17 protein-coding genes and 1 tRNA gene are annotated in these 23,893 nt (G+C 70.6%); 6 read left to right on the plus strand and 12 right to left on the minus strand.

The window, feature by feature from the left end; genetic code table 11:
- Nucleotides 1-145: 145 nt before the first annotated feature.
- The 9 genes from rho to argS form a co-directional block, all read right to left on the minus strand.
- Nucleotides 146-2,326 (minus strand): transcription termination factor Rho, encoded by a 2,181-nt coding sequence (rho, locus tag QSK15_RS13265; RefSeq protein ID WP_285794532.1) that lies wholly within the window; start codon nt 2,324-2,326, stop codon nt 146-148.
- A 296-nt stretch (nt 2,327-2,622) separates the two neighbouring features.
- Nucleotides 2,623-3,567, minus strand: coding sequence for a homoserine kinase (thrB, locus tag QSK15_RS13270; RefSeq protein ID WP_285794533.1), 945 nt, complete (start codon nt 3,565-3,567; stop codon nt 2,623-2,625).
- Between the two features lie 229 nt (nt 3,568-3,796).
- On the minus strand, nt 3,797-5,041 hold the full coding sequence (locus QSK15_RS13275; protein ID WP_285794534.1) for an MFS transporter: 1,245 nt from the start codon (nt 5,039-5,041) through the stop codon (nt 3,797-3,799).
- Nucleotides 5,042-5,052: 11 nt separating this feature from the next.
- Nucleotides 5,053-5,901 (minus strand): polysaccharide deacetylase family protein, encoded by an 849-nt coding sequence (locus QSK15_RS13280; RefSeq protein ID WP_285794535.1) that lies wholly within the window; start codon nt 5,899-5,901, stop codon nt 5,053-5,055.
- 125 nt (nt 5,902-6,026) lie between these two features.
- Complete coding sequence (locus QSK15_RS13285) at nt 6,027-9,311, minus strand: efflux RND transporter permease subunit (RefSeq protein ID WP_285794536.1); 3,285 nt, start codon at nt 9,309-9,311, stop codon at nt 6,027-6,029.
- A gap of 129 nt (nt 9,312-9,440) precedes the next feature.
- Nucleotides 9,441-10,490 (minus strand): threonine synthase, encoded by a 1,050-nt coding sequence (thrC, locus tag QSK15_RS13290; protein ID WP_279519731.1) that lies wholly within the window; start codon nt 10,488-10,490, stop codon nt 9,441-9,443.
- A 139-nt stretch (nt 10,491-10,629) separates the two neighbouring features.
- A complete protein-coding gene (locus QSK15_RS13295; RefSeq protein WP_285795109.1) occupies nt 10,630-11,940 on the minus strand; it encodes a homoserine dehydrogenase in 1,311 nt (436 codons plus the stop codon).
- Between the two features lie 8 nt (nt 11,941-11,948).
- A complete protein-coding gene (gene lysA / locus QSK15_RS13300) occupies nt 11,949-13,334 on the minus strand; it encodes a diaminopimelate decarboxylase (protein ID WP_279519732.1) in 1,386 nt (461 codons plus the stop codon).
- 60 nt (nt 13,335-13,394) lie between these two features.
- Nucleotides 13,395-15,062 carry an arginine--tRNA ligase gene (gene argS / locus QSK15_RS13305; RefSeq protein ID WP_285794537.1) on the minus strand — a complete coding sequence of 556 codons (1,668 nt, stop codon included), beginning with the start codon at nt 15,060-15,062 and terminating at the stop codon, nt 13,395-13,397.
- Nucleotides 15,063-15,159: 97 nt separating this feature from the next.
- Here argS and QSK15_RS13310 point away from each other — a divergent pair, with 97 nt between their 5' ends.
- From QSK15_RS13310 to QSK15_RS13335, 6 genes are all read left to right on the plus strand, one after another.
- Nucleotides 15,160-15,969 (plus strand): thioredoxin-like domain-containing protein, encoded by an 810-nt coding sequence (locus QSK15_RS13310; protein ID WP_285794538.1) that lies wholly within the window; start codon nt 15,160-15,162, stop codon nt 15,967-15,969.
- Nucleotides 15,970-15,977: 8 nt separating this feature from the next.
- Nucleotides 15,978-16,649, plus strand: coding sequence for a DUF305 domain-containing protein (locus QSK15_RS13315; protein WP_285794539.1), 672 nt, complete (start codon nt 15,978-15,980; stop codon nt 16,647-16,649).
- Nucleotides 16,650-17,020: 371 nt separating this feature from the next.
- Nucleotides 17,021-17,713, plus strand: a complete 693-nt coding sequence (locus tag QSK15_RS13320; protein ID WP_279519737.1) for a winged helix-turn-helix domain-containing protein — start codon at nt 17,021-17,023, stop codon at nt 17,711-17,713.
- Nucleotides 17,714-17,803: 90 nt separating this feature from the next.
- Nucleotides 17,804-17,878, plus strand: a tRNA-Arg gene (locus QSK15_RS13325).
- Nucleotides 17,879-18,286: 408 nt separating this feature from the next.
- A complete protein-coding gene (locus tag QSK15_RS13330) occupies nt 18,287-19,981 on the plus strand; it encodes a hypothetical protein (protein ID WP_285794540.1) in 1,695 nt (564 codons plus the stop codon).
- Nucleotides 19,982-20,102: 121 nt separating this feature from the next.
- Nucleotides 20,103-20,561 (plus strand): hypothetical protein, encoded by a 459-nt coding sequence (locus QSK15_RS13335; protein WP_285794541.1) that lies wholly within the window; start codon nt 20,103-20,105, stop codon nt 20,559-20,561.
- 10 nt (nt 20,562-20,571) lie between these two features.
- Here QSK15_RS13335 and QSK15_RS13340 read toward each other — a convergent pair whose 3' ends face one another.
- Genes QSK15_RS13340 through QSK15_RS13350 form a run of 3 tightly spaced genes read right to left on the minus strand, consistent with a single transcriptional unit; the run spans nt 20,572 to nt 23,848 of the window.
- Nucleotides 20,572-22,953 carry an ATP-binding cassette domain-containing protein gene (locus QSK15_RS13340; RefSeq protein WP_285794542.1) on the minus strand — a complete coding sequence of 794 codons (2,382 nt, stop codon included), beginning with the start codon at nt 22,951-22,953 and terminating at the stop codon, nt 20,572-20,574.
- Between the two features lie 29 nt (nt 22,954-22,982).
- On the minus strand, nt 22,983-23,393 hold the full coding sequence (locus QSK15_RS13345) for a VOC family protein (RefSeq protein WP_285794543.1): 411 nt from the start codon (nt 23,391-23,393) through the stop codon (nt 22,983-22,985).
- A gap of 5 nt (nt 23,394-23,398) precedes the next feature.
- The gene (locus tag QSK15_RS13350) at nt 23,399-23,848 is read right to left on the minus strand and encodes a helix-turn-helix transcriptional regulator (RefSeq protein WP_285794544.1); all 450 of its coding nucleotides are present in this window, start codon (nt 23,846-23,848) and stop codon (nt 23,399-23,401) included.
- Nucleotides 23,849-23,893 lie beyond the last annotated feature (45 nt).

The following is a 23,893-nucleotide window of genomic DNA, read 5'->3' on the forward strand; positions in this document are numbered from 1 at the left end:
GGTCTTGAATAGAAGTTTCAAGACCTCTGGACTGAAGCGAAGGAAAACTTCACAATGACATCATCCGGGGGGGTAGCGGGCCGGAGACATGACGAAGGGGCACGACCACAACGGCCGTGCCCCTTCGTCGGTCAGCGCAGGAGGGTCACTCCCCCGGCGTCGACTTCGCGATCTGCATCAGGAACTCGATGTTCGTGCGGGACTGCTTGAGCCGGTCCAGCAGGAGATCCATCGCCGCCTGCGAATCCAGCGAGTGCAGCACCTTCCGGAGCTTGTGGATGATGGCCAGCTCTTCCGGTGCGAGCAGGACCTCTTCCTTACGCGTACCGGACGGGTTGATGTCGATGGCCGGGAAGGTCCGCTTGTCGGCGATCTTCCGGTCCAGCTTCAACTCGGCGTTGCCGGTGCCCTTGAACTCCTCGAAGATGACCGTGTCCGCCATGGAGCCGGTCTCCACCAGCGCCGTGGCGATGATGGTCAGCGACCCGCCGTTCTCGATGTTGCGGGCCGCGCCGAGGAAGCGCTTCGGCGGGTAGAGCGCTGTGGAGTCGATACCACCCGACATGATCCGGCCGCTGGCCGGCGCCGCCAGGTTGTACGAGCGACCGAGCCGGGTCACCGAGTCGAGCAGCACGACCACGTCGTGGCCCAGCTCGACCAGGCGCTTGGCCCGCTCGATGGCCAGCTCCGCCACCGTGGTGTGGTCCTGCGGCGGACGGTCGAACGTGGCCGCGATGACCTCGCCCTTGATCGACCGCTGCATGTCGGTGACCTCTTCGGGCCGCTCGTCGACCAGCACCACCATCAGGTGGCACTCCGGGTTGTTGCGGGTGATCGCGTTCGCGATCGCCTGCAGCACCATCGTCTTACCCGCCTTGGGCGGAGACTGGATGAGTGCCCGCTGGCCCTTGCCGATCGGCATGACCAGGTCGATGACCCGGGTGGTCAGGATGTGCGGCTCGGTCTCCAACCGCAGGCGCTCCTGCGGGTAGAGCGGAGTGAGCTTGTAGAACTCCGGACGACGCCGCGCCTCCTCCGGCTCCATCCCGTTGATCGTGTCCAGCCGCATCAGCGGGTTGTACTTGTCGCGCCGCTGGTCACCGCTGTTGCCGCCCTCACGGGCCGCCCGCACCGCACCGGTGATCGCGTCACCGCGGCGCAGGCCGTACTTCTTGATCTGGGACATCGAGACGTACACGTCGTTCGGGCCGGCCAGGTAACCGGTCGTCCGCACGAAGGCGTAGTTGTCGAGCACGTCGATGATGCCGGCCACCGGGACGAGCACGTCGTCCTCGCTGACCTGCGGCTCACGCCCGCCGGTGTCGGCGCCGGTCTCGCCGCGCTCGCCGCGCCCACGGCGACGGTCCCGGAAACGGCTGCGCCGGCCGCGGCGGCCGCCGCCCTCGCCGTCGTCGTCATCGCTGTCCCGCTCGGCCCGCTGACCACGGTCGTTGCGGTCGTTGCGGTCACCGCGGTCTTGACGGTCGTTGCGCTCGGCACGCTCACCCCGGTCGGCACGCTCACCACGATCGTTGCGCTCGCCCCGGTCGGTACGCTCGGCCCGCTCGCTCCGGTCGTTGCGCTCGCCCCGGTCGGCACGCTCGCCCCGGTCAGCACGCTCGGCACGCTCGCCCCGGTCAGCACGCTCGCCCCGGTCAGCACGCTCGCCGCGGTCAGCACGCTCGGCACGCTCGCCCCGGTCGGCACGCTCGCCACGCTCGCCCCGGTCAGCACGCTCGGCACGCTCGCCGCGGTCGGCACGCTCGGCCCGTTCCGGACGCTCGGCCCGGTCGCGACGGGTCTCGCCACGGTCGGCCCGCTCGCCGGCTTCCGCCTCGTCGGGACGGGTTTCGGTCGTACGCGCCTCGGTCGCCCGCGCCTCGGCGGGGCCGGCCTCGGTGGCACGGGCCCCCGCCGTCGCGGTCCGACTGCGCCGGGTGCGACTACGGCCCTCGGTCTCGGCGGCCGGCTCGGCCGGCGCCTCTTCGGCACCGCGTCGACCCTCGGCTGCCGGCCGGTCGGCGGTCTCCCGCACCTCGGCCCGCACCCCCTCACGGGTCGGGGCGGCCGCGGCCGCGACCTCGGCCCGTGGTCGAGGGGTCCCGGCGGCGTTGCCGCCCTGCCGCTCGGAAATCGCGGCGATCAGCTCCCCCTTGCGCATGCGAGCCGTGCCGGAGATGCCGAGCGACGCAGCCAGGCTCTGCAGCTCTGGCAGCAGCATCGCCGACAGACCGGTGCCGCTACGCCGACGACGGGCGGGAGCGGCGGCGGTGGCATCGCCAGCGACGTTGGAAACATCCGACGTCACGTCGGTGGTGTCGCTCAATGGATTCCTTCCCTCGATAGGCCGGGACTGCCCGGAGTCGGAACTCAGGTGGCCGGGCGGCCTCGGTGCACCCGCCTCGCAAGGACGCGTCGCGGGAGTCTGTGACACAGCAGCCGGTCGGTATCCCGACTCACCAACGTCGGTGAGCAGGTCTCGCCGTCTGCGGCGACCTGTGGAAACTGCGGCGCGGCGTGGGCCTTGGGCAGGGGTAGACGGGCTGACCGCCGAGAGCTTCGGGGGTGCGCCGCCCCGCAGGAGATCGCGTGCTTCGCGGCTGTGCTAGGTCTAGAGCGTAATCAACTCTTCCGACCTGCGGCAACAGGGTCCCGCTCGGCGTGTCCAAGTGTACCCCGAGCGACCCGCGCGCCGCTGACGTCTATCGGTAACTGCCAGATCTCCCAGTCTGTTCCCAGCGGGAAGTCCGCTGGCGGCTCGCTGAGCGCCAGGACAGTCGGCCCCGCCCCACTGACCACAGCTGCCACACCCGCCGCGCGCAACGCATTGACCAGCGAAGACGTGCCCTGCATCCCGGCTGCGCGATAGTCCTGGTGGAGCCGGTCGACGGTGGCCGGCAGCAGCAGGGCCGGATCCGTGGTGAGCGCGTGCACCAGCAGGGCCGCCCGCCCCGCTGTCAACGCCGCGTCACCGTGCGGCACGGTGGCCGGCAGGGCCGCCCGTGCGGTCGCTGTCAATCCGCGTTCCGCCGGGACGAAAACAGTGGGCCGCACCGCTTCGGCGACCGGCAGGGACACCGCCCGGGCACCGCCCGGCTCGGACCAGGCCACTGTGAAACCGCCGAGCAGGCACGGTGCCACGTTGTCGGGGTGACCCTCGATCTCGGCGGCCAGCCGCAGCGTGCCGGCGTCGTCGAGGCGGTGCTCCCCGTCGACGACGAGGGCCCGGGCCAGCAGCACACCGGCGACGATCGCGGCGGACGAGGAGCCCAGCCCACGCGCCTGCGGGATCCGGTTGACGCACTGCACGCTCAGCCCACCGGGGTGGGCCCCCAGCACGTCGAACGCGGCACGCATGGCCCGCACCACCAGGTGTCGGTCGTCGTCGGGCAGCTCACCGGCGCCCTGCCCGGTCACTGTCACCCGGACACCGCTCGGCGCGACCTCGGCGGCCAGGTCGTCGTAGAGCCCGAGGGCGAGGCCCAGCGCGTCGAAGCCCGGGCCCAGGTTGGCGCTGGTCGCCGGGACGCGGACCCGGACCGACTCGGCGGTGAAGTTCGTGGGCACGCGCTCATGCTAAGGCCTGTTTCATAAGGGCGGCCGAGCCGAGGCGGAGTCCGGGCGGCGATCCGGCAAGGCGCGGTTGCGTCCGGATACAACACCGGTATCCGGACGCAACCGCAACGCCGCCGGTCGTCGTCCGGGCCCGCCGCAGGCCGGCCAGTTCTTGTGAAACAGGCCTTAGGGCCCGGGGCCGACGAACCGGTCTCGCGCCCGCTGCCTGGGATCGCCGAGTTCAGCCGGCCGGGTCCGGGACCGGCTCGGCGGCCGGATCGGTGAGCGAGAGCCGGCGGGTGGCGATCCGCCAACCGACCGCGTACACGAGGGTGATCAGACCGCAGCCAGCAAGCACCACCCGTTCGTCGACCACGTCCACCACCAGGGCCACCGCCAGTTGGCTCACCGAGATCGCCAACGTCGCCAGCATCATGTCGGTGGCGAAGACGCGGCCCCGCAACCGGTCCGGGACCTCGCCCTGCAGGGCGAAGTTCGACATCACCCAGTTGCTGCCACCCGCGAAGTGCGCCACAAAGACCAGCAGCAGCACCAACGGAAACCAGCGCACGACGGAGGTGCCCAGGTAGGACAGGCCGTACAGCGACATGGACAACGCCAGCCCGGGCAGCAGCCAGGTCCGGTTGGTCAGCACCCGGCGCATCAGGATCGGCCCCACCAACGCTCCCGCGCCGCGTACCGCGAAGAGCAGGCCGGCGCCGAGCGGGCCGACACCGTACACACCGGCCAACAGCGGGAACACGGTCAGCACCCCGTTGCCCAGGCCCACCGCCGACTTGACGGTGACCAGCGCGAGCACCCGGGGGCGGTGACCGATGTAGCCGAGCGCCTCGCGGACGGCTGACCAGGTCCGCTGGGCCGGTTGGTCGGCGTCCCGGGGCACCTGCAACGGCCGGCGGATCCGGGTGGCGAGGGCCGCGGCGACCGCCAGGCCCGCCGCCGCCACCCAGAAGCAGACGTACGGGCCGGCAGCCGTGCTCAGCACGCCGCCGAGCGAGGCACCGACCACGGTCATGGTGCCCCAGGCCGAGCCGGCGACGGCGTTGCCGGCGGCGAGTTCGTGCGGCTCCAGCACGTTGGGCAGTGCGGCCTGGGCCGCCGGCGAGTAGAACGCCTTGGCCACCGCCACCGCGCCGATCGCCACCAGCGCCAGCCACGCCGTTGCCGCGTTGCGGACGCCGAGCAGCAGCAGCACGCCAGCCAGCGCCGCCACGTTCGCGGCGATCATGATCTTCCGGCGGTCGAAGCGGTCGGCGATCGTGCCGGTGTACGGCAGCAGCAGCGCCACGATGCCGGTGTCCACCGCCAACACCAGCGCGCCCCAGACGCCGCTGCCGGTCAGCTGCGGCAGCAGCACCAGCAGCGGCACCATGACGAACCAGTCGGCGCCGAAGACCACCAACTCGGCGAGGAAGAGGTTGCGGAAGCTCCGATTGCCGGTCAGAACCGAGAGGGTGGACGCCACGGAGCGCGACCCTACCTGGTCAGTGGTGGCGCGACACCCGCTCCCAGCAGCGCCGAGACCGTGACGAAGGTGTAGCCGCGCGACCGTAAGCCGTTGATCATGTCGGTCAGGCCCCGCAGTGCGACCAGCCGCCGGCGCGCCCCCACGTCGTGGCCGAGCACGATCGTTCCCGGTCGGACGCGGGCCACGATCCGCCGGGCGTGGCCGACCGGATCGTCGGGGAACTCACGCTCCACCATCTGCAGTGACCAGAGCACCAGTCGGTAGTCCAGTCGGGCCGCCGCGTGCAGCACCGCACCGCCCAGGTGGCCGTACGGCGGACGGAGCAGCACCGGCGGCGTCCCGGTCAGCTCGGCGATCACGTCGTGGCTGCGGCGCAGGTCGTCGTACGCCTCGGCGGCGTCCAGTTCGGCCAGGTCCCGGTGCTCCCAGCTGTGGTTGCCCACCTCGTGCCCGCCGAGCCGGTCGCGGACGACGTCGGCGTGCCGGTGGACCTGCGCCCCGACCATGAAGAAGGTGGCCGGGACCCGGTGCTCGGCCAGGGTGTCGAGCACCATCGGAGTCCACTGTGGTGCGGGGCCGTCGTCGAAGGTGAGCGCCACCAGGCGCTGGTTGGTCCGTGCCGACCAGACGACCTCCAGCGCGCCGGAGCCGACATCCTGCTGACCGTTGCCGAGGGTGGCGCTGGCGGGGCCACCGGCGATCGGCAGTTTGCGATGGCCGATCCACCACGCCTCGGACGTCCCCGCGCCGACGGCCACACCGCCCACCACCAACAGGCCACGGCGCAGCAGTTCGCGCCGTCCCCACCCGCGCGCGCCCTCGGTCATCCGCCCGCCCCGCTCCACCCACACTCCCATCCATCTACGAGGAGTATGCAAGAAGTTACACAAAGTACGCAGCGGTCGGGTCGGAGTGTTCGGCTGAAACAACCGGAACGCCCCCGGCAGAAATCCACCGGGGGCGTTCCGAACCTGGCTGCGACCTACTCGGTCGGCTCCGCCGGAGGCAGCGGCGAGGTGCGGCTACGGGGCAGCCGCAGAACCTCGAACTGGTCCGTGCCCTCCACCAGCGCGGCCGACGGCGCCGGTCGCCCGGCCGGCTGCGCACCTTCGGCGGTGGCCGGGGCCGGAGCGGGCGCGCCACTCGGCACCGCGACCTGGTTCGGGGCTGGCGCCTCGTCCGCCTCCACGGTGGTCACCGCCGACCCCCCGGAGCGCCGCCGTGCGCGCCGACCCCGCAGCGACTCCTTGGTGTGCTCCACCATCGTGTACAGCGTCGGCACCAGGATCAGCGTGAGCAACGTCGAGCTGAGCAGCCCACCGATCACCACGACCGCCAGCGGCTGGGAGATGAAGCCGCCCTCACCGGTCAACCCGAGCGCCATCGGCAGCAGCGCGAAGATGGTCGCCACCGCCGTCATCAGGATCGGGCGCAGCCGGCGACGGCCACCTTCGACCACCGCCTCCTGGACCCCCATGCCCTGCGCCCGGTACTGGTTGATCAGGTCGAGCAACACGATCGCGTTGGTCACCACGATGCCGACCAGCATCAGCACACCGATCAGCGCCGGCACGCCGAGCGGCGTTCCGGTGACCAACAGCAGGCCGATCGCACCGGTCGCCGCGAACGGGATGGAGATCAGCAGGATCAACGACTGGGTGAGGCTGCGGAACGTCGCCACCATGATCAGGAAGACGATCGCGATCGCGGCCAGCACCGCCAGGCCCAGGTCCGCGAAGGCGTCCGCCTGATCCGCGCTGACACCACCGATGGTGAAGCTCGCACCCGGCACGTTGATGCCGTCCAACCGCTTCTGCAACTCGGTGCTGGTCGCGCCCAGGTTCGAGCCGGTCGCCGAGCCGGTCACCGACACGCTGCGCTCACCGTCGATCCGACTGACCTGCTGCGGCCCCTCGCCCTGGGTGACCTTCGCGATGTCGCCCAACGTGACCGGACCCACCGGCAGCGCCCGCAGCGCCTCCACCGTCGTCGGCGGCTGCGTGCCTAGCCGCAGCACCACGTTCTGCTGCCGGCCGTCGAGCGTGACCTGCCCCAGCGGCGCGCCCCGGAACGCCTGCGACACCAACTGCCCCACGGCGGCCTCGGTGAGCCCGACCCGCCCGGCCGCGACCCGGTCGACCGTCACGTCGACTCGCGGCACCTGCGCGGCCAGGCTGGTGGTGACATCCTCGACGTCCGGCACCCCGGCCATCGCGGTCCGCGCCTCCTCGGCGGCCCGGGCCAGCACCTCCGGGTCGCTGGCCTGGACGATCACCTCCAGCTGGCTGGTCGACGCCTCCTGCCCGCCACCGAAGCTGATCTCACCCAGCCCGCTGCCGAGCTTGTCGAACTCCTTGCGCAGCACCTCACGCATCTGCTTCGCGTCGGTGTCACCGTCGAGCGCCAACGACCAGCTGGCGACGTTGTTGCCGCCGCCGCCCGCCCACGGGTTGTCCCCACCGCCCGCGGTCACCTGGTACGTCTTGACGCCCTTGGTGCGGGACAGCACCGACTCGACCTGCTTGGCCGCCGCGTCGGTGGCCGCCAGACCACTGCCGGCCGGCAGTTCCTGGCTCATGTTGAGGGTGTCCTGACCGGAGTCGTCCAGGAAGTTGGTCTCCAACTTCTGCGCCAGACCGAAGGTGCCGAAGAGCACCAGCAGGCCGAGCCCGACGGTGATCCAGCGGGTGGACCGCTTGCGCGTGGCGAAGCCGATCACCGGCAGGTACCCCCGCTGCAACGGGCTGCGCAGCTCCTTCTCCTCCGCGCCGCGCCGCACCGCCTCGTCGTCGGCGGTCCCGCCGCGCGGCTTGAGGAACCAGTACGCGAGGACCGGGATCACGGTCAGCGACACCAGCAGCGAGGCGAGCAGGGCCACCGTCACGGTGATCGCGAACGGCGCGAAGAGCTGGCCCACGAACCCGCCGACCAGCGCGATGGGCGCGAACACCGCCACCGTGGTGAGAGTGGACGCGGTCACCGCACCGGCCACCTCCCGGACGCCGGTGACGATGGCGTGCCGCTTCTCCTCCCCGTACTCCAGGTGTCGTTTGATGTTCTCCAACACCACGATCGAGTCGTCGACCACCCGACCGACAGCGATGGTCAACGCGCCGAGGGTGAGCAGGTTGAGCGAGTAGTCGCCGATCCACAGGGCGATCAGCGCCACCAGCACGGAGAGCGGGATCGAGACCGCGGTGACCACCGTCGAGCGCACCGACAGCAGGAAGACCAGGATGACGATGACCGCCATCACCAGGCCCAGCAGGCCCTCGGTGGTCAGCGACTCGATCGACTTCTCGACGAACGGCGCCTGGTCGAAGACCACGGTCAGCTCCGCGCCGGAGGCGTCCTTCAGGTCGTCCATCCGGTCACGGATCTCGTGCGAGATCTGCACGGCGTTGCCGTCCGGGGACGCGGTGACCGCCACACCGAGGCTGTCCTTGCCGTTGGTACGGGTGATCGCCGTAGCCGGAGCGAGCTGCTGCTCGACGGTCGCCACGTCGCCGAGTCGGACCGGTGCCGCCGCCGGGGCGATCACGATGCCACGCAGCTCCTCCAGGGTGGCGATCGGCGTACCGACCTGCACCGGGAGGGCCAGCGTGCCGTCCGTCACCGCGCCGGCCGGCACCGCCACGCCGTTGGTCTTCAGCGCCGCACCGATCGCCGTCGGTTGGATCTTCGCGGCGGCCAGCTTCGCCGGGTCCGGGGTGACCACCACCACGTCGTCCCGGTCGCCGGTCACCTCGACGGTGCGTACCCCCTCGATGCCCTCCAGCTCCGGCACCACCGTGGCGCGCAGCTTCTCGGCGAGCGCCCGCTCGTCCCCGCTGCCGGCCGCGGCCAGCACCACCGCCGGGAGGTCGTCGGTGCTACCCGCGATGACCTGCGGGTCGACGCCCTCCGGCAGCTGGGCGTCGATACGGCTCAACGCGGTCTGCATCTTGTTGACCACGTCGTCCAGGTCGGTGCCGAACTCGTACATCACCTGGACGGTGGCCGCCCCCTCGCGGGACGTGGAGGTGATCTTGTCCAGCCCGGGGATGCCCTGCAGGGCGTTCTCGATCGGCTCGGTCACCTGGGACTCGACGATCTCGGGGCCGGCGCCGGGATAGGGGGCCACGATGAACGCGGCCGGGAACTCGAGCGACGGCAGCAGTTGCTGCTTCAGCGACGGCACGGCGAACGCTCCGAACACCGTGGTCACCACCGCGATGAGGGCAATCAGCCCTCGGTTGGCGAGGCTGAATCTGGCGAGCAGCGACATCGGCCTGGCTCACTCCTGAACGAGAATGCGGGCGGGGATACCCGAAAGTGTGCCGGACTCGCCTACCTCGGCCCCCGCCGCCCCCGGGCCGCCCGCGCGCCGTCGATCACCACCCGGACGGTGGCGCGCTCAGGCGAGGTCGAGGGCGCGGGCCGCCGCCAGCGGGTCGTTCCCGATGGTCACCGGCGCCGGTGCGGTGGAAATCGCCCATTCCGGGTCCTTCAACCCGTGACCGGTCACCGTGCACACGACAGTGGAACCGGGCGGCACCGCTCCCGCCGCGCCCTGCTGGAGCAGACCTGCCACGCTCGCCGCGCTGCCCAACTCGACGAAGACCCCCACCTCGCGGGCGAGCAGGCGGTACGCGGAGAGGATCTCGCGGTCGGTCACCGACGCGATCAGGCCACCGGAGGCGTCCCGGGCATCCAACGCCTTGGTCCAGCTCGCCGGGTTGCCGATCCGGATCGCGGTGGCGATGGTCGACGGCTCCGGTACCACCTGGCCGGTCACGATCGGGGCCGCCCCGGCGGCCTGGAAGCCGTACATCTTCGGCGTCCGGGTGGTGGCACCGGCCGCCATCTCCTCCGAATATCCCATCCAGTACGCGGAGATGTTGCCGGCGTTGCCGACCGGCAGGCAGTGGATGTCGGGCGCGTCACCGAGCGCCTCGACGATCTCGAAGGCGGCGGTCTTCTGCCCGTGCAGACGGTCGATGTTGACCGAGTTGACCAACGCGACCGGGTAGTCCTGGGCGAGCTTGGCGGCCGTCGCGAGGCAGTCGTCGAAGTTGCCGTTGACCTGCAACAGCTTCGCGCCGTGCACCAGCGCCTGGGCCAGCTTGCCCAACGCGATCTTGCCCTGCGGCACCAGCACGGCACAGGTCAGCCCGGCCCGAGCCGCGTACGCCGCGGCGGAGGCGCTGGTGTTGCCGGTGGAGGCGCAGATGATGGCCTTGTTGCCGGCCTCGACCGCCTTGGACACCGCGAGGGTCATCCCCCGGTCCTTGAAGGAGCCGGTCGGGTTGGCACCCTCCACCTTCAGGTGCACGTCGCAACCCAGCCGGGCGGACAGCACCGGCGCCGGCAACAACGGGGTGTTCCCCTCGTGCAGCGTGACGACCGGCGTGGCCGCGGTGACCGGCAGCCGATCCCGGTACGCCTCGATCAGACCCCGCCACATGTCGTTTCTCCTCGCCTCTGGCCCCGCGCGCCGACCTCGTTCGGGCCACCTTGAACCAACCTGCCCGAGCTGTCGAGGGCAGACCCCGACCAACCCACCTGACGGGACGCGCGAGCCGTGCCGTCGATGGTGCAACGACTCAGGCGTCGCCCTCGACCCGCAGCACACTGGTCACCGACCGGACAATGTCCAGCCCACGCAGCTCGCCGACGGTCGCCGCGAGCGCGGCGTCCGGGGCCACATGCGTGACGATGACCAGCTCGGCGTCGCCGTCGCGGCCCGCTGGCCCGCCCGCCGAGCCCTGCCGCACCGTCGCGATCGAGACGTCGTGCCGGGCGAACACGCCCGCCACGGAAGCCAGCACACCCGGGCGGTCGGCCACGTCGAGGCTCACGTGGTAGCGGGTCAACGCCTCACCCATCGGCCGGACCGCCAGGTCCGCGTACGCGCTCTCGCTGGCCGCCCGCACCCCGGCGAGCCGGTTACGGGACACCGCGACCACGTCGCCGAGCACCGCACTGGCGGTGGGCGCCCCGCCGGCGCCCCGACCGTAGAACATCAGCTGCCCGGCCGCGTCCGCCTCCACGAAGACCGCGTTGAACGCGTCACCGACGCTGGCCAGCGGGTGGCTGCGGGGGATCATCGCCGGGTGCACCCGGACGCTGACCGTCTCCCGGCCGGTGCTGTCCACGCCCCGGGCCGCGATGCAGAGCAGCTTGATCGTGCAGCCCATCGCCTGGGCGCTGGCCATGTCCGCGGCGGTCACCTCGGTGATGCCCTCGCGGTGCACGTCGGCGGCGCCGACCCGGGTGTGGAACGCCAACGAGGCGAGGATCGCCGCCTTCGCCGCCGCGTCGAAGCCCTCCACGTCGGCGGTCGGGTCGGCCTCCGCATACCCCAGGGCGGTGGCCTCGTCGAGGGCCTCGGCGAAGCCGGCGCCGGTCGCGTCCATCGCGGAGAGGATGAAGTTGGTGGTGCCGTTGACGATGCCGGTGACCCGGTTGATCCGGTCGCCGTGCAGCGACTCACGCAGCGGGCGCAGCAGCGGGATGGCCCCGGCCACCGACGCCTCGTAGTAGAGGTCGCCGCCGCCCTCGGCGGCCGCATCGTGCAGGGCCACCCCGTCCTCGGCGAGCAGCGCCTTGTTGGCGGTGACCACGCTCTTGCCGGCGCGCAGCGCCTCGACCAGCCAACTGCGGGCCGGCTCGATCCCACCGACCACCTCGATCACCACGTCGACGTCGTCGCGCTTGATCAGGCCGAGCGCGTCGGTGGTGAACAGGTCCTCGTCGACCGGCAGGTCACCCCGGTCGCGGCCGAGCCGGCGGACGGCGATGCCGGCGATCTCCAACGGAGCGCCGATCCGCGCGGCCAGGTCGGCCGACTGCTCGTGCAGCAGCCGGACCACCTCCTGGCCCACAGTGCCACAGCCGAGCAGCGCCAAGCGCACAGGTGACGTCATCCAACATCCAATGCGAGCAGGTCCTCTTCGGTTTCCCGCCGGACGATCAGGCGCGCCTGGCCGTCGCGCACCGCGACCACGGGTGGCCGGGGCACATGGTTGTAGTTGCTGGCCATGCTTCGGCAGTACGCACCGGTGCCGGGCACTGCGACAAGATCTCCGGGCTGCACGTCGGCGGGCAGGAATTCATCCTTCACCACGATGTCCCCGGACTCACAGTGCTTTCCCACCACGCGGGCGAGCAACGGCTGCGCGGTGGAGGCGCGCGAGGCCAGCGTCGCCGAGTAGGACGCGTCGTAGAGGGCGGTGCGGATGTTGTCGCTCATCCCACCGTCGACGCTGACGTACGTCCGAAGGCCGTCGAGATCCTTGACCGTGCCGACCTCGTAGAGGGTGAACACGGCCGGCCCGACGATGGCCCGGCCCGGCTCGATCGACAGGTGCGGCACGGCCAGGTTCTCCGCGGCGCACTCCGAATCGACGATCTTGCGAAGTCGCTTGGCCAGATCCTGCGGTGTCGCCGGGTCGTCCTGGGTGGTGTACGCGATGCCGAAGCCACCGCCCAGGTCCAGCTCGGGCAGCTCCACCCCGCGCGCGTCACGGATCTGCGCCTGCAGGGCGAGCACCCGACGGGCCGAGACCTCGAAGCCGCTGGCGTCGAAGATCTGCGAGCCGATGTGCGAGTGCAGACCGCGCAGCTCCAGCACACCCTCGTCGAGGATCTTGAACGCGGCGTTCGCGGCGGCCCCGCCCGCGAGGGAGAAGCCGAACTTCTGGTCCTCGTGGGCGGTGGCGATGAACTCGTGGGTGTGCGCCTCGACGCCCACGGTGACCCGGACCAGCACCCGGGGGCGGACCCCGCGCTCGCGGGCCAGCGCGGTGAGCCGGTCGATCTCGGTGAACGAGTCGACGATGATGCGGCCCACCCCGGCGTCCAGCGCCCGGCCCAGCTCGGCGACCGACTTGTTGTTGCCGTGGAAGCCGATCCGCTCCGGCGGCATCCCGGCCGACAGCGCGGTGGCCAGCTCACCGCCGGTGCAGACGTCCAGGTGCAGCCCCTCCTCGGCGATCATCCGGACCACCGCCCGGCAGAGGAACGCCTTGCCGGCGTAGTAGACGTCCTCGGTCGGGAAGGCCGCCCGGAAGTCGCGGCAGCGCGAGCGCAGGTCGGCCTCGTCCAGGACGTACACCGGGGTGCCGAACTCGGCGGCGATGTCGCGGACGCTCAGGCCCGCGACGGCGACAGCGCCGTCCGCGCCGCGCGTCACCGACCGCGGCCACAGCGCCGGCACGAGGGCGTTGACGTCGGCAGGGGTACGCAGCCAGGCCGGCCCCTGGTTGCTGATGTCCGCGTGCAGCGCACCAGCCTCATGAGCCCTCATTGCTTGTCTCCGCTTCGCGACTGCGGGGCTCGCAAGCTCACTCCTCGCGCTCGCACGCGATCACATCCTCTCGGGTGCGGAGACGCCGAGCAGGTGCAGACCGTTGGCGATCACCGTGCGGGTGGCGTTGTTGAGCCAGAGCCGGGCGCGGTGCAGGTCGGTGACCTCCTCGTCGCCCAGCGGCAGCACTCGGCAGTTGTCGTAGAACCGGTGGTAGGAGGCCGCGACGCTCTCCTCCAGGTAGCGGGCCACCCGGTGCGGCTCGCGCAGCTCGGCGGCGGTGGCCACCACCGCCGGGAACTCGGCGAGCGCCTTGAGCAGCTCGTTCTCCTTCTCGTGGTCGAGCAGCTCGGGGCGGAACGCGTCGGCGTCACCCGGAACCAGCCCCACCTCAGCGGCGTTGCGGGCCACGCCCGCCGTCCGGGCGGCCACGTACTGCACGTAGTAGACCGGGTTGTCGCGGGTCGCCCGGGTCCACAGCTCGATGTCGATGTCGATCGGCGAGTCGCTGGAGTAGCGGGCCAACGCGTACCGGGCGGCGTCCACGCCGATCGCCTCGACCAGGTCCTCCAGGGTGATCACCGTGCCGGCCCGCTTGCTCATCCGCATCGGGGCGCCGTCGCGCAGCAGGTTGACCAGCTGCCCGATGAGGATCTCCAGGTTGCGCTCCGGGTCGTCGCCGAAGCAGGCGGACATCGCCTTCATCCGGCCGATGTAGCCGTGGTGGTCGGCACCCAGCATGATCACGACCCGCTCGAAGCCGCGCTCCCGCTTGTCCAGGTAGTAGGCGCAGTCCGCGGCGAAGTACGTCCACTCGCCGTTGGACTTGCGCAGCACCCGGTCCTTGTCGTCACCGAAGTCGGTGGTACGCAGCCAGGTAGCGCCCTCGGACTCGTAGAGGTGCCCCTGCTCACGCAGCCGGTTCAACGCCAGGTCCAACTCACCCCGGTCGTGCAGGTCCTTCTCGTTGAAGTAGGTGTCGAACTCCACCCCGAAGTCGCGCAACGAGCTGCGGATCTCGTCGAACATCAGCGCGACGCCCTCGACCCGGAAGATCTCCTGGGCGGCGTCGTCGTCGAGCGAGCGCACCTCCGGCCGGCGGGCCTGCACCTCGCTGGCGATCTCGGCGATGTACGCCCCGCCGTAACCGTCCTCCGGAGCCGGCTCGCCCTTGGCGGCGGCGAGTAGCGACCGGGCGAACCGGTCGATCTGCGAACCGGCGTCGTTGAAGTAGTACTCCGTGCCGACCTGCGCGCCGGTGGCCCGCAGCAGCCGGCTCAGCGCGTCACCGACGGCCGCCCACCGGACCCCACCGATGTGCACCGGGCCGGTCGGGTTGGCCGAGACGAACTCCAGGTTGATCTTCTCGCCGGCAAGCCGGTCGCTGCGGCCGTACTCCGGGCCGGCCTCGACGATCATCCGCGCGAGTTGACCGGCGGCAGCGGCATCGAGCCGGATGTTCAGGAAGCCCGGCCCGGCGATTTCCACCGATTTCACACCCGCCGCCCGACCCAACTCGTCGGCCAGGGCCGTCGCCAACTCCCGGGGCGGAACGCCGACCTTCTTGCTCAACTGCAGCGCGAGCGTCGAGGCGTAGTCGCCGTGCTCGGGGTTGCGCGGTCGCTCCACCACCGTGCTCGCCGGCAGGGCGGCGCGGTCGAGGCCACGCTGCTCGAAGACGGCGTGGGCGGCGGCAAGGACGACCGAGGCTAGTTCTGCAGGAGTCACCCAGCCATGTTATCGGGGGTAGACTCGGGCACTCGGCGGCTCCCCTGCGCGTCATCCGGCCCGCCACTCCCCTGACCGACCGACTTGACGAGGCACGATGAGCATCAGCACCCCGGGTGGCCCTGAGCGCCGCCCGACCGTGGTCAGCACCGGCAAGAAGCCGGCCGCAGGCCGGCCGGCGTCCGGCGCCAAGGCCGGCTCCGGCAAGCCGACGGGCAAGCCGGCGGGCTCCCCCAGGGCCGGCGGCAAGGGCCCGCGCAAGCCGGTCGCCCCGGTCAAGGTGAGCCAGGGCCGCGCCTGGGGGCCGATCGCGCTCTTCGTCGCAGTGGGCGTGCTCGCTGCCGGCATCATCGGGTACGGCGCCTGGGCGTCGTTCCAGGGCTCCAAGCCGTGGGACAAGCGGGCCAACGCCATCGACGGCATCGTCAACATCCGCAAGTCCGACCCGGACAGCCTCAAGTACGAGTCGCACAAGTCGGGCCCGCTGACCTGGAAGTACTCGCCGCCGGTGGGTGGGGTGCACAACGCCGCCTGGCAGAACTGCATGGGCGACGTGTACGACGCCCCGATCGCCAACGAGCACGCGGTGCACAGCCTGGAGCACGGCGCGGTCTGGATCACCTACCGCCCCGACCTGCCCACCGACCAGGTCGAAAAGCTCGCCGGCAAGGTGCGCGGCGTCGAAAAGACGTTCATGAGCCCGTACGAGGGCCTGGACAAGCCGATCTCGCTGCAGGCCTGGGGCTACCAGCTCAAGGTCGACAACGCCGACGACTCGCGGATCGACGAGTTCATCAAGGACCTGCGGGTGAACGCCTCCGTCGAGGGTCCGACGGCGCTCTGCAACACCGGCATCACCGCCACCGGCACCACGCCGCGTGAGCTTCAGCAGCAGCCCACCCAGTAAGGACCGCGATGACCGCTCCGGCGACCACCGACAGCGAGCACGACGAGATCCCGGCCGCCCCCGACGAGGGCGGCCGGGCCCCGGCGTCGCGTTACGGCGTGCTGGCGCTCGCCATCATGCTGGTGGTGGGACTCCTCCTCGGGTACGCGGGCGGTCTGCTCACCCCGCGGCTCACCAAACCCGGTGACGCCTCGGTCGAGGCGGGCTTCGCCCGGGACATGACCACCCACCACGCGCAGGCGGTGGAGATGAGCCTGATCGCGTACCGGTCGGCGACCCTCCCCGAGGTGCGGCAGATCGCTGTCGACATCGCCACCGGGCAGCAGGGCGAGATCGGCGCCATGCAGACCTGGCTGCGTGAGTGGGGCCTCAGCCCGACCGGGTCGAAGCCGCCGATGTCGTGGATGTCCGACGGTGCCACCGTCAAGGACGGTCTGATGCCCGGCATGGCCACGCCGCAGCAGATGACCGCCCTGCGCGAGGCTCAGGGCATCGCTGTCGACCGGCAGTTCCTGGCCCTGATGTACGACCACCACCTGGGCGGCATCCACATGATCGACGCGGCGCTCGGCGCTACCGACAACGCCGAGGTGCTGCGGGTGGCGAACACCATGAAGTCCACCCAGCAGACCGAACTGAACAACCTCCGGCAGCTCCAGGCGCAGGCAGCCAAGGGCTGACCCTCCGGACGGCGCACCCGGCCCGCGTCCCCGCCGACGGTTGGCGGTGACGCGGGCCGCGCCATGTTCACCACCGCGCACCCCGCCACCCGACCCCGCGCCCGGCCCCGACCCGCCGCGCGCCACCGCACCCCGCCTCGCCTCAAGTCTTGATCGACTCGGGTTTCAGGAAACCGCGCTGTCGACCGGATCGGGACAGCCCGACTTTCAGGAACCTGAGTTGATCAAGGCTCGGATGACGACTGCACGCGCCCTGAACGTCCGCCTTTGTCGCTTGTGGTCGTTTTGCGTGGCACAGGCGATTACGTTGCTTAGAGAGTTTTCTCCCCACATATCGTGACCAGTTGCGATTCGGGCTCGTTGCCCAAGACGTGGGGGTTGCACTCAGAGACGCACGGCGTTCGGTCACCAGCTGGTGCCGACGCCACACCATCGGTGGTGACGGGGCGGTGGCAGCCGTCCGTCGCGGACAGCGGCAGGGCGAGCCGGGAATGCTCAGCCGCGAACAGGAACTCGAGTTGATCGACACGCTGCGGGGCGTCCACCCCGACGAGTTCGGCCTGGACGAGGAGTTGTGGACGCGGCAGAGCCTCACCACGCTCATCCAGCGGCGCTTCGACCTGCCGTTGGACGCCGGCGCCGTCGGGGCGTACCTGCGGGCCTGGGGGTTGGGTCCGCGGGAGCCGCGTGAGCGGGCCTGCGGGCTCTGCGTCAGCGCGGTCGAGCGCTGGGTCCGCAGCGAGTACCCGGCGATCACCCGGGCTGCCCAGGAGCACCTCGCGGAGGTCTACTGGATCGGCCGGGTCCGGCTGCGCGGCACGATGCCGGCCGCCGACGTGATCTCCGCTGTCTCGTCCCGCGGCCGGGTCCGCTTCATGATCACCACACCGACAGTGGACCCGCCGCTGCCCCGCGACTTCGTGCTGCGACTCAGCGGCGAGGAACAGCGCACCGTGCACCTGATCGTGGACGGCTCCTGGCCCCGCAACGAGTGGCCCCGCCGACTCCCCCGGCGGATCGTCCTGCACCCGCTGCCCAGCTGCGGACGGGCGGTAGCCGCCTGAGCGCCGGGTGGGCCGGTCGGACACGATCGGCTCACCCGATACCGATTCGGCGTACGCACAGGAGGTTTGCTAGTCTTCTCCAGTCGCTGAGCCCCCGTAGCTCAGGGGATAGAGCACCGCCCTCCGGAGGCGGGGGCGCAGGTTCGAATCCTGCCGGGGGCACCATCCATGATCAGCACGAAAAGGCCCTTGACCAGGGGAATCCCGGTCAGGGGCCTTACTTCTGCGTCCGGCTGTCCCGATGGCCGGGACCGGCACGTCGCACCTGTTGAGCCGGCATGCCGCCGAGGACGTCACGCCGACGTCAGCACTCGCGCGTCACACCCCGGACCTCCCGCATGCGGCACAAGGTCCGGGCCCGCTCCCGATGGCCGCATGATCACAATCTCCGCCGCCGTACCAGGCCGGGGCTCGACCCGCCCGGCTTGATCGGGCGCAACCCGGGTCGGCGGCAGCGACCATAAGGTCTCCTCAATGGCGCGGAAAGCACTTAACGGACGCCGGGACCAGCGATTCAACGGGGCCACGACATGAATTGGATCATGTTAGGCTGCGCCGTTCAGTAAGCCCCTGATGAAGGCCGAGCGGATGCCAATCTCGAAATCCTTACGGTGGGCCGCAGCTTTTGCCGCTGCCTGTTCTCTCAGCACTGTGGCGCCTGCCTCGGCGTCCGCCGCACTCGACGACGACCTCAAGGTGAGCGTCGCGGATGTCTTCGTGTCGAAGACGGTCCGGTCCAGCGGATACGAAACCCGCAGCCCGGCGCCGCTCGAAGTACACGTGAGCGCCGCCCAGCCCATTCGCGGGAAGGTGACGACCACTTTCGACACCTCTGGTCTGGCCGCCGTGGCGAACGCCTCGATTGACTCCTCCCCGTTTGATAAATGCGAGCAGGTCGGTGCCGTCATCACCTGTGTCACAAACACCGGACACCCAGCGGCGATCGGGCTCAAAGCATTTCCGGACGCGCCGGTCGGGGCGTCGGGCGTGGTGAAGATAACGGTCGAAGCGGACGGTAGGCGGACCGTCCGCGATGAGGCGACGGCAACCGTCGCGGAGGACGTCCAAATCTACGAGGCCAACACGCCGAGCACCCCGGGTCCCCTGCTGACGAAACCGGGCGAGGAGTTCACAGTTGGCATGCAACTGAGAGGCTTCGGCGGGTTCGTGCACGGCGTGGTGGCGGTGTTCGACAACGATTCTGCCGACGATCTCGTCGCCGTCCGGAAGACGTACTCGAACTGCACCTACGAGGGGGACCATCTACGCACCTGCACCTTCCGGCAGCGGGTTGACCCGGCCCGCGGCCAGCGGGTGGATCTACCGTTCAAGGCGCGAGAGCCGATCTTCAGGCCCACCAGGGTGTCGCTCGATTATCGACTGTGGCCGCTGACCGAATGGGCGGCACGTCAGGCCAGTTCCCCGGTGGATGTGGGCACGCCCGGGCAGGGTGGTGTCCTACGCATCCTCAATACCGACAACACCGCCGCGCCGGCAACCGACCGTAACGTGCCGCAGGTCAACACCAACCGTCAACAGAGCATCGGCTCTATCAACATCCCTATGGACGCGGCGCTGGCCCGGCACTACCTCGCTGCGGTCGGCGACACGGTCAGCGGCAACCCAGGAGACACCGTATCCGTGCGGTTCGGGATCCAGAACCGAAGCCGCTTCGACTACGTCAAGAGTTACGGCCTCGCGTACCCCAACGTCCTCGTCGTGCTGCCGGTGGGCGTGACCGTCCTGGAGAAGCCGAGCGGGTGCGAGAAGTACGTCGAGAGCGACCCGAACGACGAGCCCGCAGGGCCGAACAGCGCAGGCGGCACGCTGGACCTCCCCGAGAATCGCGACATGCTTCTCTGTGACGTGGAGTCGGTGATCCGTGCCTGCGACCAGGCGACCTTCACGGTGAAGCTCCGCATCGACAAGGCTTCGCCGATCGAGGGACGCGTCTACGGCGGGTGGCAGTCCCCGACGATGGACTTCCCGCTCGAGGCGGACCTCGTCGTCCAGGACGCCGGATCCACCTCTCCGGTCGCGCCGTCGCCCGCGACGCCCTGCGCCGCCCCGGATCCGACCACGCCCGCTCCGTCGTCCAGTCCGGATCCGGCCACGCCTGCTCCGTCGCCCAGCCAGGATGACACGGGAGGGCTGCCAATCACGGGCGGTCAGGTCGGCGTCGTCGCCGGCGTGGGCGCCGCGCTGGCCGTGCTCGGGGTCCTCCTGACCCTGTCGGCCCGACGCCGCCGGATCAGGTTGACCATCTGAGCCTGGCCTGGCCTGGCGAGGCTCGGCGAACCGCCCCCCGTTCCACCGGTCCAGGTACGCGCAACGCCGGTGGGGCGGGCGAGGCGTAAGTGCGATCAGGTACAGAAGGGCATTGTCGACCATGCTGTTTCTCGGACTGCTACTCGCGGTGCTGGCCGGGGCGGTCATCGCGACCGTCCTCACCGTCCGTGGGATCCGCGCGGTCCTCAGGAATCGCGAACGGTCACCTCGCCTGCGGGCGGCGGCGCTCCTCGTCGGGGCGGGCGCCGTCGCCATGTACGCCTGGGGTCTGCTCCACCTCGGCTACGCGGTGCTGCAAGCCGAGGACGGTGGCGCCGGATCCTCCCCGGTCGAACCCTGCCGCCAGGCCGGGCCACAGATGGCCGGCCTGGTCGTCGGGTACGACGTCGACTTCCTCCCGTTGCACTTCGAGTGCCGCCTCAGCGGTGGCGGCACGTACGTCACCTCGTCAGTGCCCGGGTACGTCACCCCGACCGCCATCGTCCTCGGATTGGTCAGCGTCAGCTGCGCAGCCCTCGTGGTCGGCACCGGACGGCGCGAACAACGGCCGGTCGGGTGAGCGTCGATCGTCAGCCGCCGACGTACGCCGCCAGGTGCTCGCCGGTGAGGGTGGAGCGGGCGGCGACCAGGTCGGCCGGCGTGCCCTCGAAGACGACCCGGCCGCCGTCGTGGCCGGCGCCGGGGCCGAGGTCGATGATCCAGTCGGCGTGCGCCATGACCGCCTGGTGATGCTCGATGACGATCACCGACTTGCCGGCGTCGACGAGGCGGTCGAGCAGGCCGAGCAGGTGCTCGACGTCGGCCAGGTGCAGGCCGGTGGTCGGCTCGTCGAGGACGTAGACGCCGCCCTTCTCGGCCATGTGGGTGGCCAGCTTGAGCCGTTGCCGCTCGCCGCCGGAGAGGGTGGTGAGCGGCTGGCCCAGGCTCAGGTAACCGAGCCCGACGTCGGCGAGCCGGTCGAGGATGGCGTGCGCGGCCGGCGTACGGGCCTCGCCGGCGCCGAAGAACTTCTCGGCTTCCGTCACCGACATCGCGAGCACCTCGCTGATGTCGCGGCCGCCGAGCCGGTATTCCAGCACCGACGCCTGGAACCGCTTGCCCTCGCAGTCCTCGCAGGGTGCGGCGACGCCGGCCATCATCCCCAGGTCGGTGTAGATCACGCCAGCGCCGTTGCAGCTCGGGCAGGCGCCCTCGGAGTTGGCGCTGAACAGCGCCGGCTTCACCCCGTTGGCCTTCGCGAACGCCTTGCGGATCGGGTCGAGCAGGCCGGTGTACGTGGCCGGGTTGCTGCGCCGTGAGCCGCGGATGGCCCCCTGGTCGATGGACACCACCCCGGCGCCCGCCGGGATCGACCCGTGCACGAGCGAACTCTTGCCGGAGCCGGCGACGCCGGTCACGACGACGAGCACCCCGAGGGGTACGTCGACGCTGACGTCCTGGAGGTTGTTGGCGGTGGCGCCCCGGATCTCCAGCTTGCCGGTGGGCGTGCGCACCGTCTCCTTGAGAGTCGCCCGGTCGTCGAAGTGGCGGCCGGTGATGGTGCCGCTGGCCCGCAGGCCCGCCACCGTGCCCTGGTAGCAGACCGTGCCGCCGTCGGTGCCGGCTCCGGGCCCGAGGTCGACGACGTGGTCGGCGATGGTGATGGCCTCCGGCTTGTGCTCCACGACCAGCACGGTGTTGCCCTTGTCGCGCAGTTGGAGCAGCAGCTCGTTCATCCGTTGGATGTCGTGCGGGTGCAGCCCGATGGTCGGCTCGTCGAACACGTAGGTGACGTCGGTGAGGGAGGAGCCGAGGTGGCGGATCATCTTGGTGCGCTGGGCCTCGCCGCCGGAGAGGGTGCCCGACGGCCGATCGAGCGACAGGTAGCCCAGCCCGATGTCCTCGAACGAGTCGAGGAGGTGTTGCAGGCCCGCCAGCAACGGGGCCACCGACGGTTCCTCGATCTCGCGCACCCAGGCGGCCAGGTCGCTGATCTGCATGGCGCAGGCGTCGGCGATGTTCTTTCCGTTGATCTTCGACGACCGGGCCTCCTCGCTGAGCCGGGTGCCGGCACACTCGGGACAGGTCGTGAAGGTCACCGCGCGCTCCACGAAGGCGCGGATGTGCGGCTGCAACGCGTCGATGTCCTTGGCGAGGAAGGACTTCTGGATCGACGGGATCAGGCCCGCGTACGTCAGGTTGATCCCGTCGATTTTGATCTTGGTTGGCTCCCGGTGGAGCAGGTCGTGCAGTTCCCGCTTGCTGAACTTGGCGATCGGCTTGTCCGGGTCGAAGTAGCCGCAGCCCCGGAAGATCCGGCCGTACCAGCCCTCCATGCTGTAGCCCGGGATGGTGATCGCGCCCTCGTTGAGCGAGAGGTTGTCGTCGTAGAGCGCCGACAGGTCGATGTCGGTCACCGCGCCCATGCCCTCGCACCGCGGGCACATCCCGCCGAGACGGTTGAAGGTCGCCTTCTCGGTCTTCGTCTTGCCGGCACCGCGTTCGACGGTGATCGCACCGGTTGCCTTCACCGACGGGACGTTGAAGGAGTACGCGTTGGGCGGGCCGATGTGCGGCTGCCCGAGCCGGCTGAACAGGATGCGCAGCATCGCGTTGGCATCGGTGGCCGTGCCGACGGTGGAGCGGGAGTTGGCGCCCATCCGCTCCTGGTCCACGATGATCGCCGTGGTCAGGCCATCCAGCAGGTCGACCTCGGGCCGGGCCAGCGTCGGCATGAAGCCCTGCACGAAGGCGCTGTAGGTTTCGTTGATCATCCGCTGCGACTCGGCCGCGATGGTGCCGAACACCAGCGAGCTCTTGCCGGAGCCGGAGACACCGGTGAACACGGTCAGCCGACGCTTCGGGATCTCGACGCTGACGTCCTTGAGGTTGTTCACCCGCGCGCCCTGCACGCGGATCAGGTCGTGGCTGTCGGCGACGTGCGGCGCGGACGGCTGGCTGGCCGTGCTCATCGTGTCTCCATCTGTCGGGGGCGCGGGGCTCAGCGCACTTCCTGGATGCGGATCATATTGCCGGCGGGGTCGCGGAAGGCACAGTCGCGCACGCCGTACGGCTGCTCGGTCGGCTCCTGGACGACCTCGGCGTCGCTGGCCTCCAGCTTGGCGAAGGTGGCGTCGAGGTCGGTGGTGGCCAGGTTGACGCCGAAGTAGCTGCCCTTGGCCATCAGTTCGAGGATGGTCCGGCGTTCGTCGTCGGTGATGCCCGGGTTGGCGGTCGGCGGGTGCAGGACGATGGCGGTGCTGGGCTGACCGGCCGGCCCGACCGTGATCCACCGCATCCCCTCGTACCCGACGTCGAGGCGGACCTCGAAGCCGAGGACGTCGCGGTAGAAAGCCAGGGAGGCCTCGGGGTCGGTGTGCGGAAGGAAGCTGGAGTGAATGGTGATGTCCATGCTGGTCACGCTAGTTTCGGCTCGCTGGCCTGCGCTTCTCGATTCCTGACCGGTCTCGTCACCTGCTTGGCCACGCACGACGGCATCCCGGCCGTCGCCTGTGCCGCCCGCTGCCGGTAGACGCTCGGCGGCACCCCGACCAGCTCGGTGAAGCGGGTGCTGAAGGTGCCCAGCGAGGAGCAACCGACAGCGAAACAGACGTCGGTGACGTTCAGGTCGCCCCGGCGCAACAGGGCCATCGCCCGCTCGATGCGTCGGGTCATGAGATAGCTGTACGGGGATTCGCCATAGGCGAGGCGGAACTCGCGGCTCAGGTGGCCGGCCGACATGTGCGCGCCGCGAGCGAGCGCCTCCACGTTCAGCGGCTGCGCGTACTCCCGGTCGATCCGGTCGCGGACCTTGCGCAGCCGCGCGAGGTCGTCGAGTCGCTGCGTCGCGTCGGATTTGCTGCTCACCAGGAAAATCGTGCCACAGCCCACCGACAATCGGCCGCTGCCGCC

Source organism: Micromonospora sp. NBRC 107095, assembly GCF_030269705.1.
GTDB lineage: Bacteria > Actinomycetota > Actinomycetes > Mycobacteriales > Micromonosporaceae > Micromonospora > Micromonospora parva.

What these genes read in the sequence shown, in the direction of transcription:
- QSK15_RS13280 (WP_285794535.1), bottom strand. Translation starts at nt 5,901, where the DNA reads ATGGGAGTGTGGGTGGAGCGGGGCGGGCGGATGACCGAGGGCGCGCGC.
- QSK15_RS13285 (WP_285794536.1), bottom strand. Translation starts at nt 9,311, where the DNA reads ATGTCGCTGCTCGCCAGATTCAGCCTCGCCAACCGAGGGCTGATTGCC.
- thrC (WP_279519731.1), bottom strand. Translation starts at nt 10,490, where the DNA reads ATGTGGCGGGGTCTGATCGAGGCGTACCGGGATCGGCTGCCGGTCACC.
- lysA (WP_279519732.1), bottom strand. Translation starts at nt 13,334, where the DNA reads ATGAGGGCTCATGAGGCTGGTGCGCTGCACGCGGACATCAGCAACCAG.
- QSK15_RS13310 (WP_285794538.1), top strand. Translation starts at nt 15,160, where the DNA reads ATGAGCATCAGCACCCCGGGTGGCCCTGAGCGCCGCCCGACCGTGGTC.
- QSK15_RS13315 (WP_285794539.1), top strand. Translation starts at nt 15,978, where the DNA reads ATGACCGCTCCGGCGACCACCGACAGCGAGCACGACGAGATCCCGGCC.
- QSK15_RS13330 (WP_285794540.1), top strand. Translation starts at nt 18,287, where the DNA reads ATGAAGGCCGAGCGGATGCCAATCTCGAAATCCTTACGGTGGGCCGCA.
- QSK15_RS13335 (WP_285794541.1), top strand. Translation starts at nt 20,103, where the DNA reads ATGCTGTTTCTCGGACTGCTACTCGCGGTGCTGGCCGGGGCGGTCATC.
- QSK15_RS13340 (WP_285794542.1), bottom strand. Translation starts at nt 22,953, where the DNA reads ATGAGCACGGCCAGCCAGCCGTCCGCGCCGCACGTCGCCGACAGCCAC.
- QSK15_RS13345 (WP_285794543.1), bottom strand. Translation starts at nt 23,393, where the DNA reads ATGGACATCACCATTCACTCCAGCTTCCTTCCGCACACCGACCCCGAG.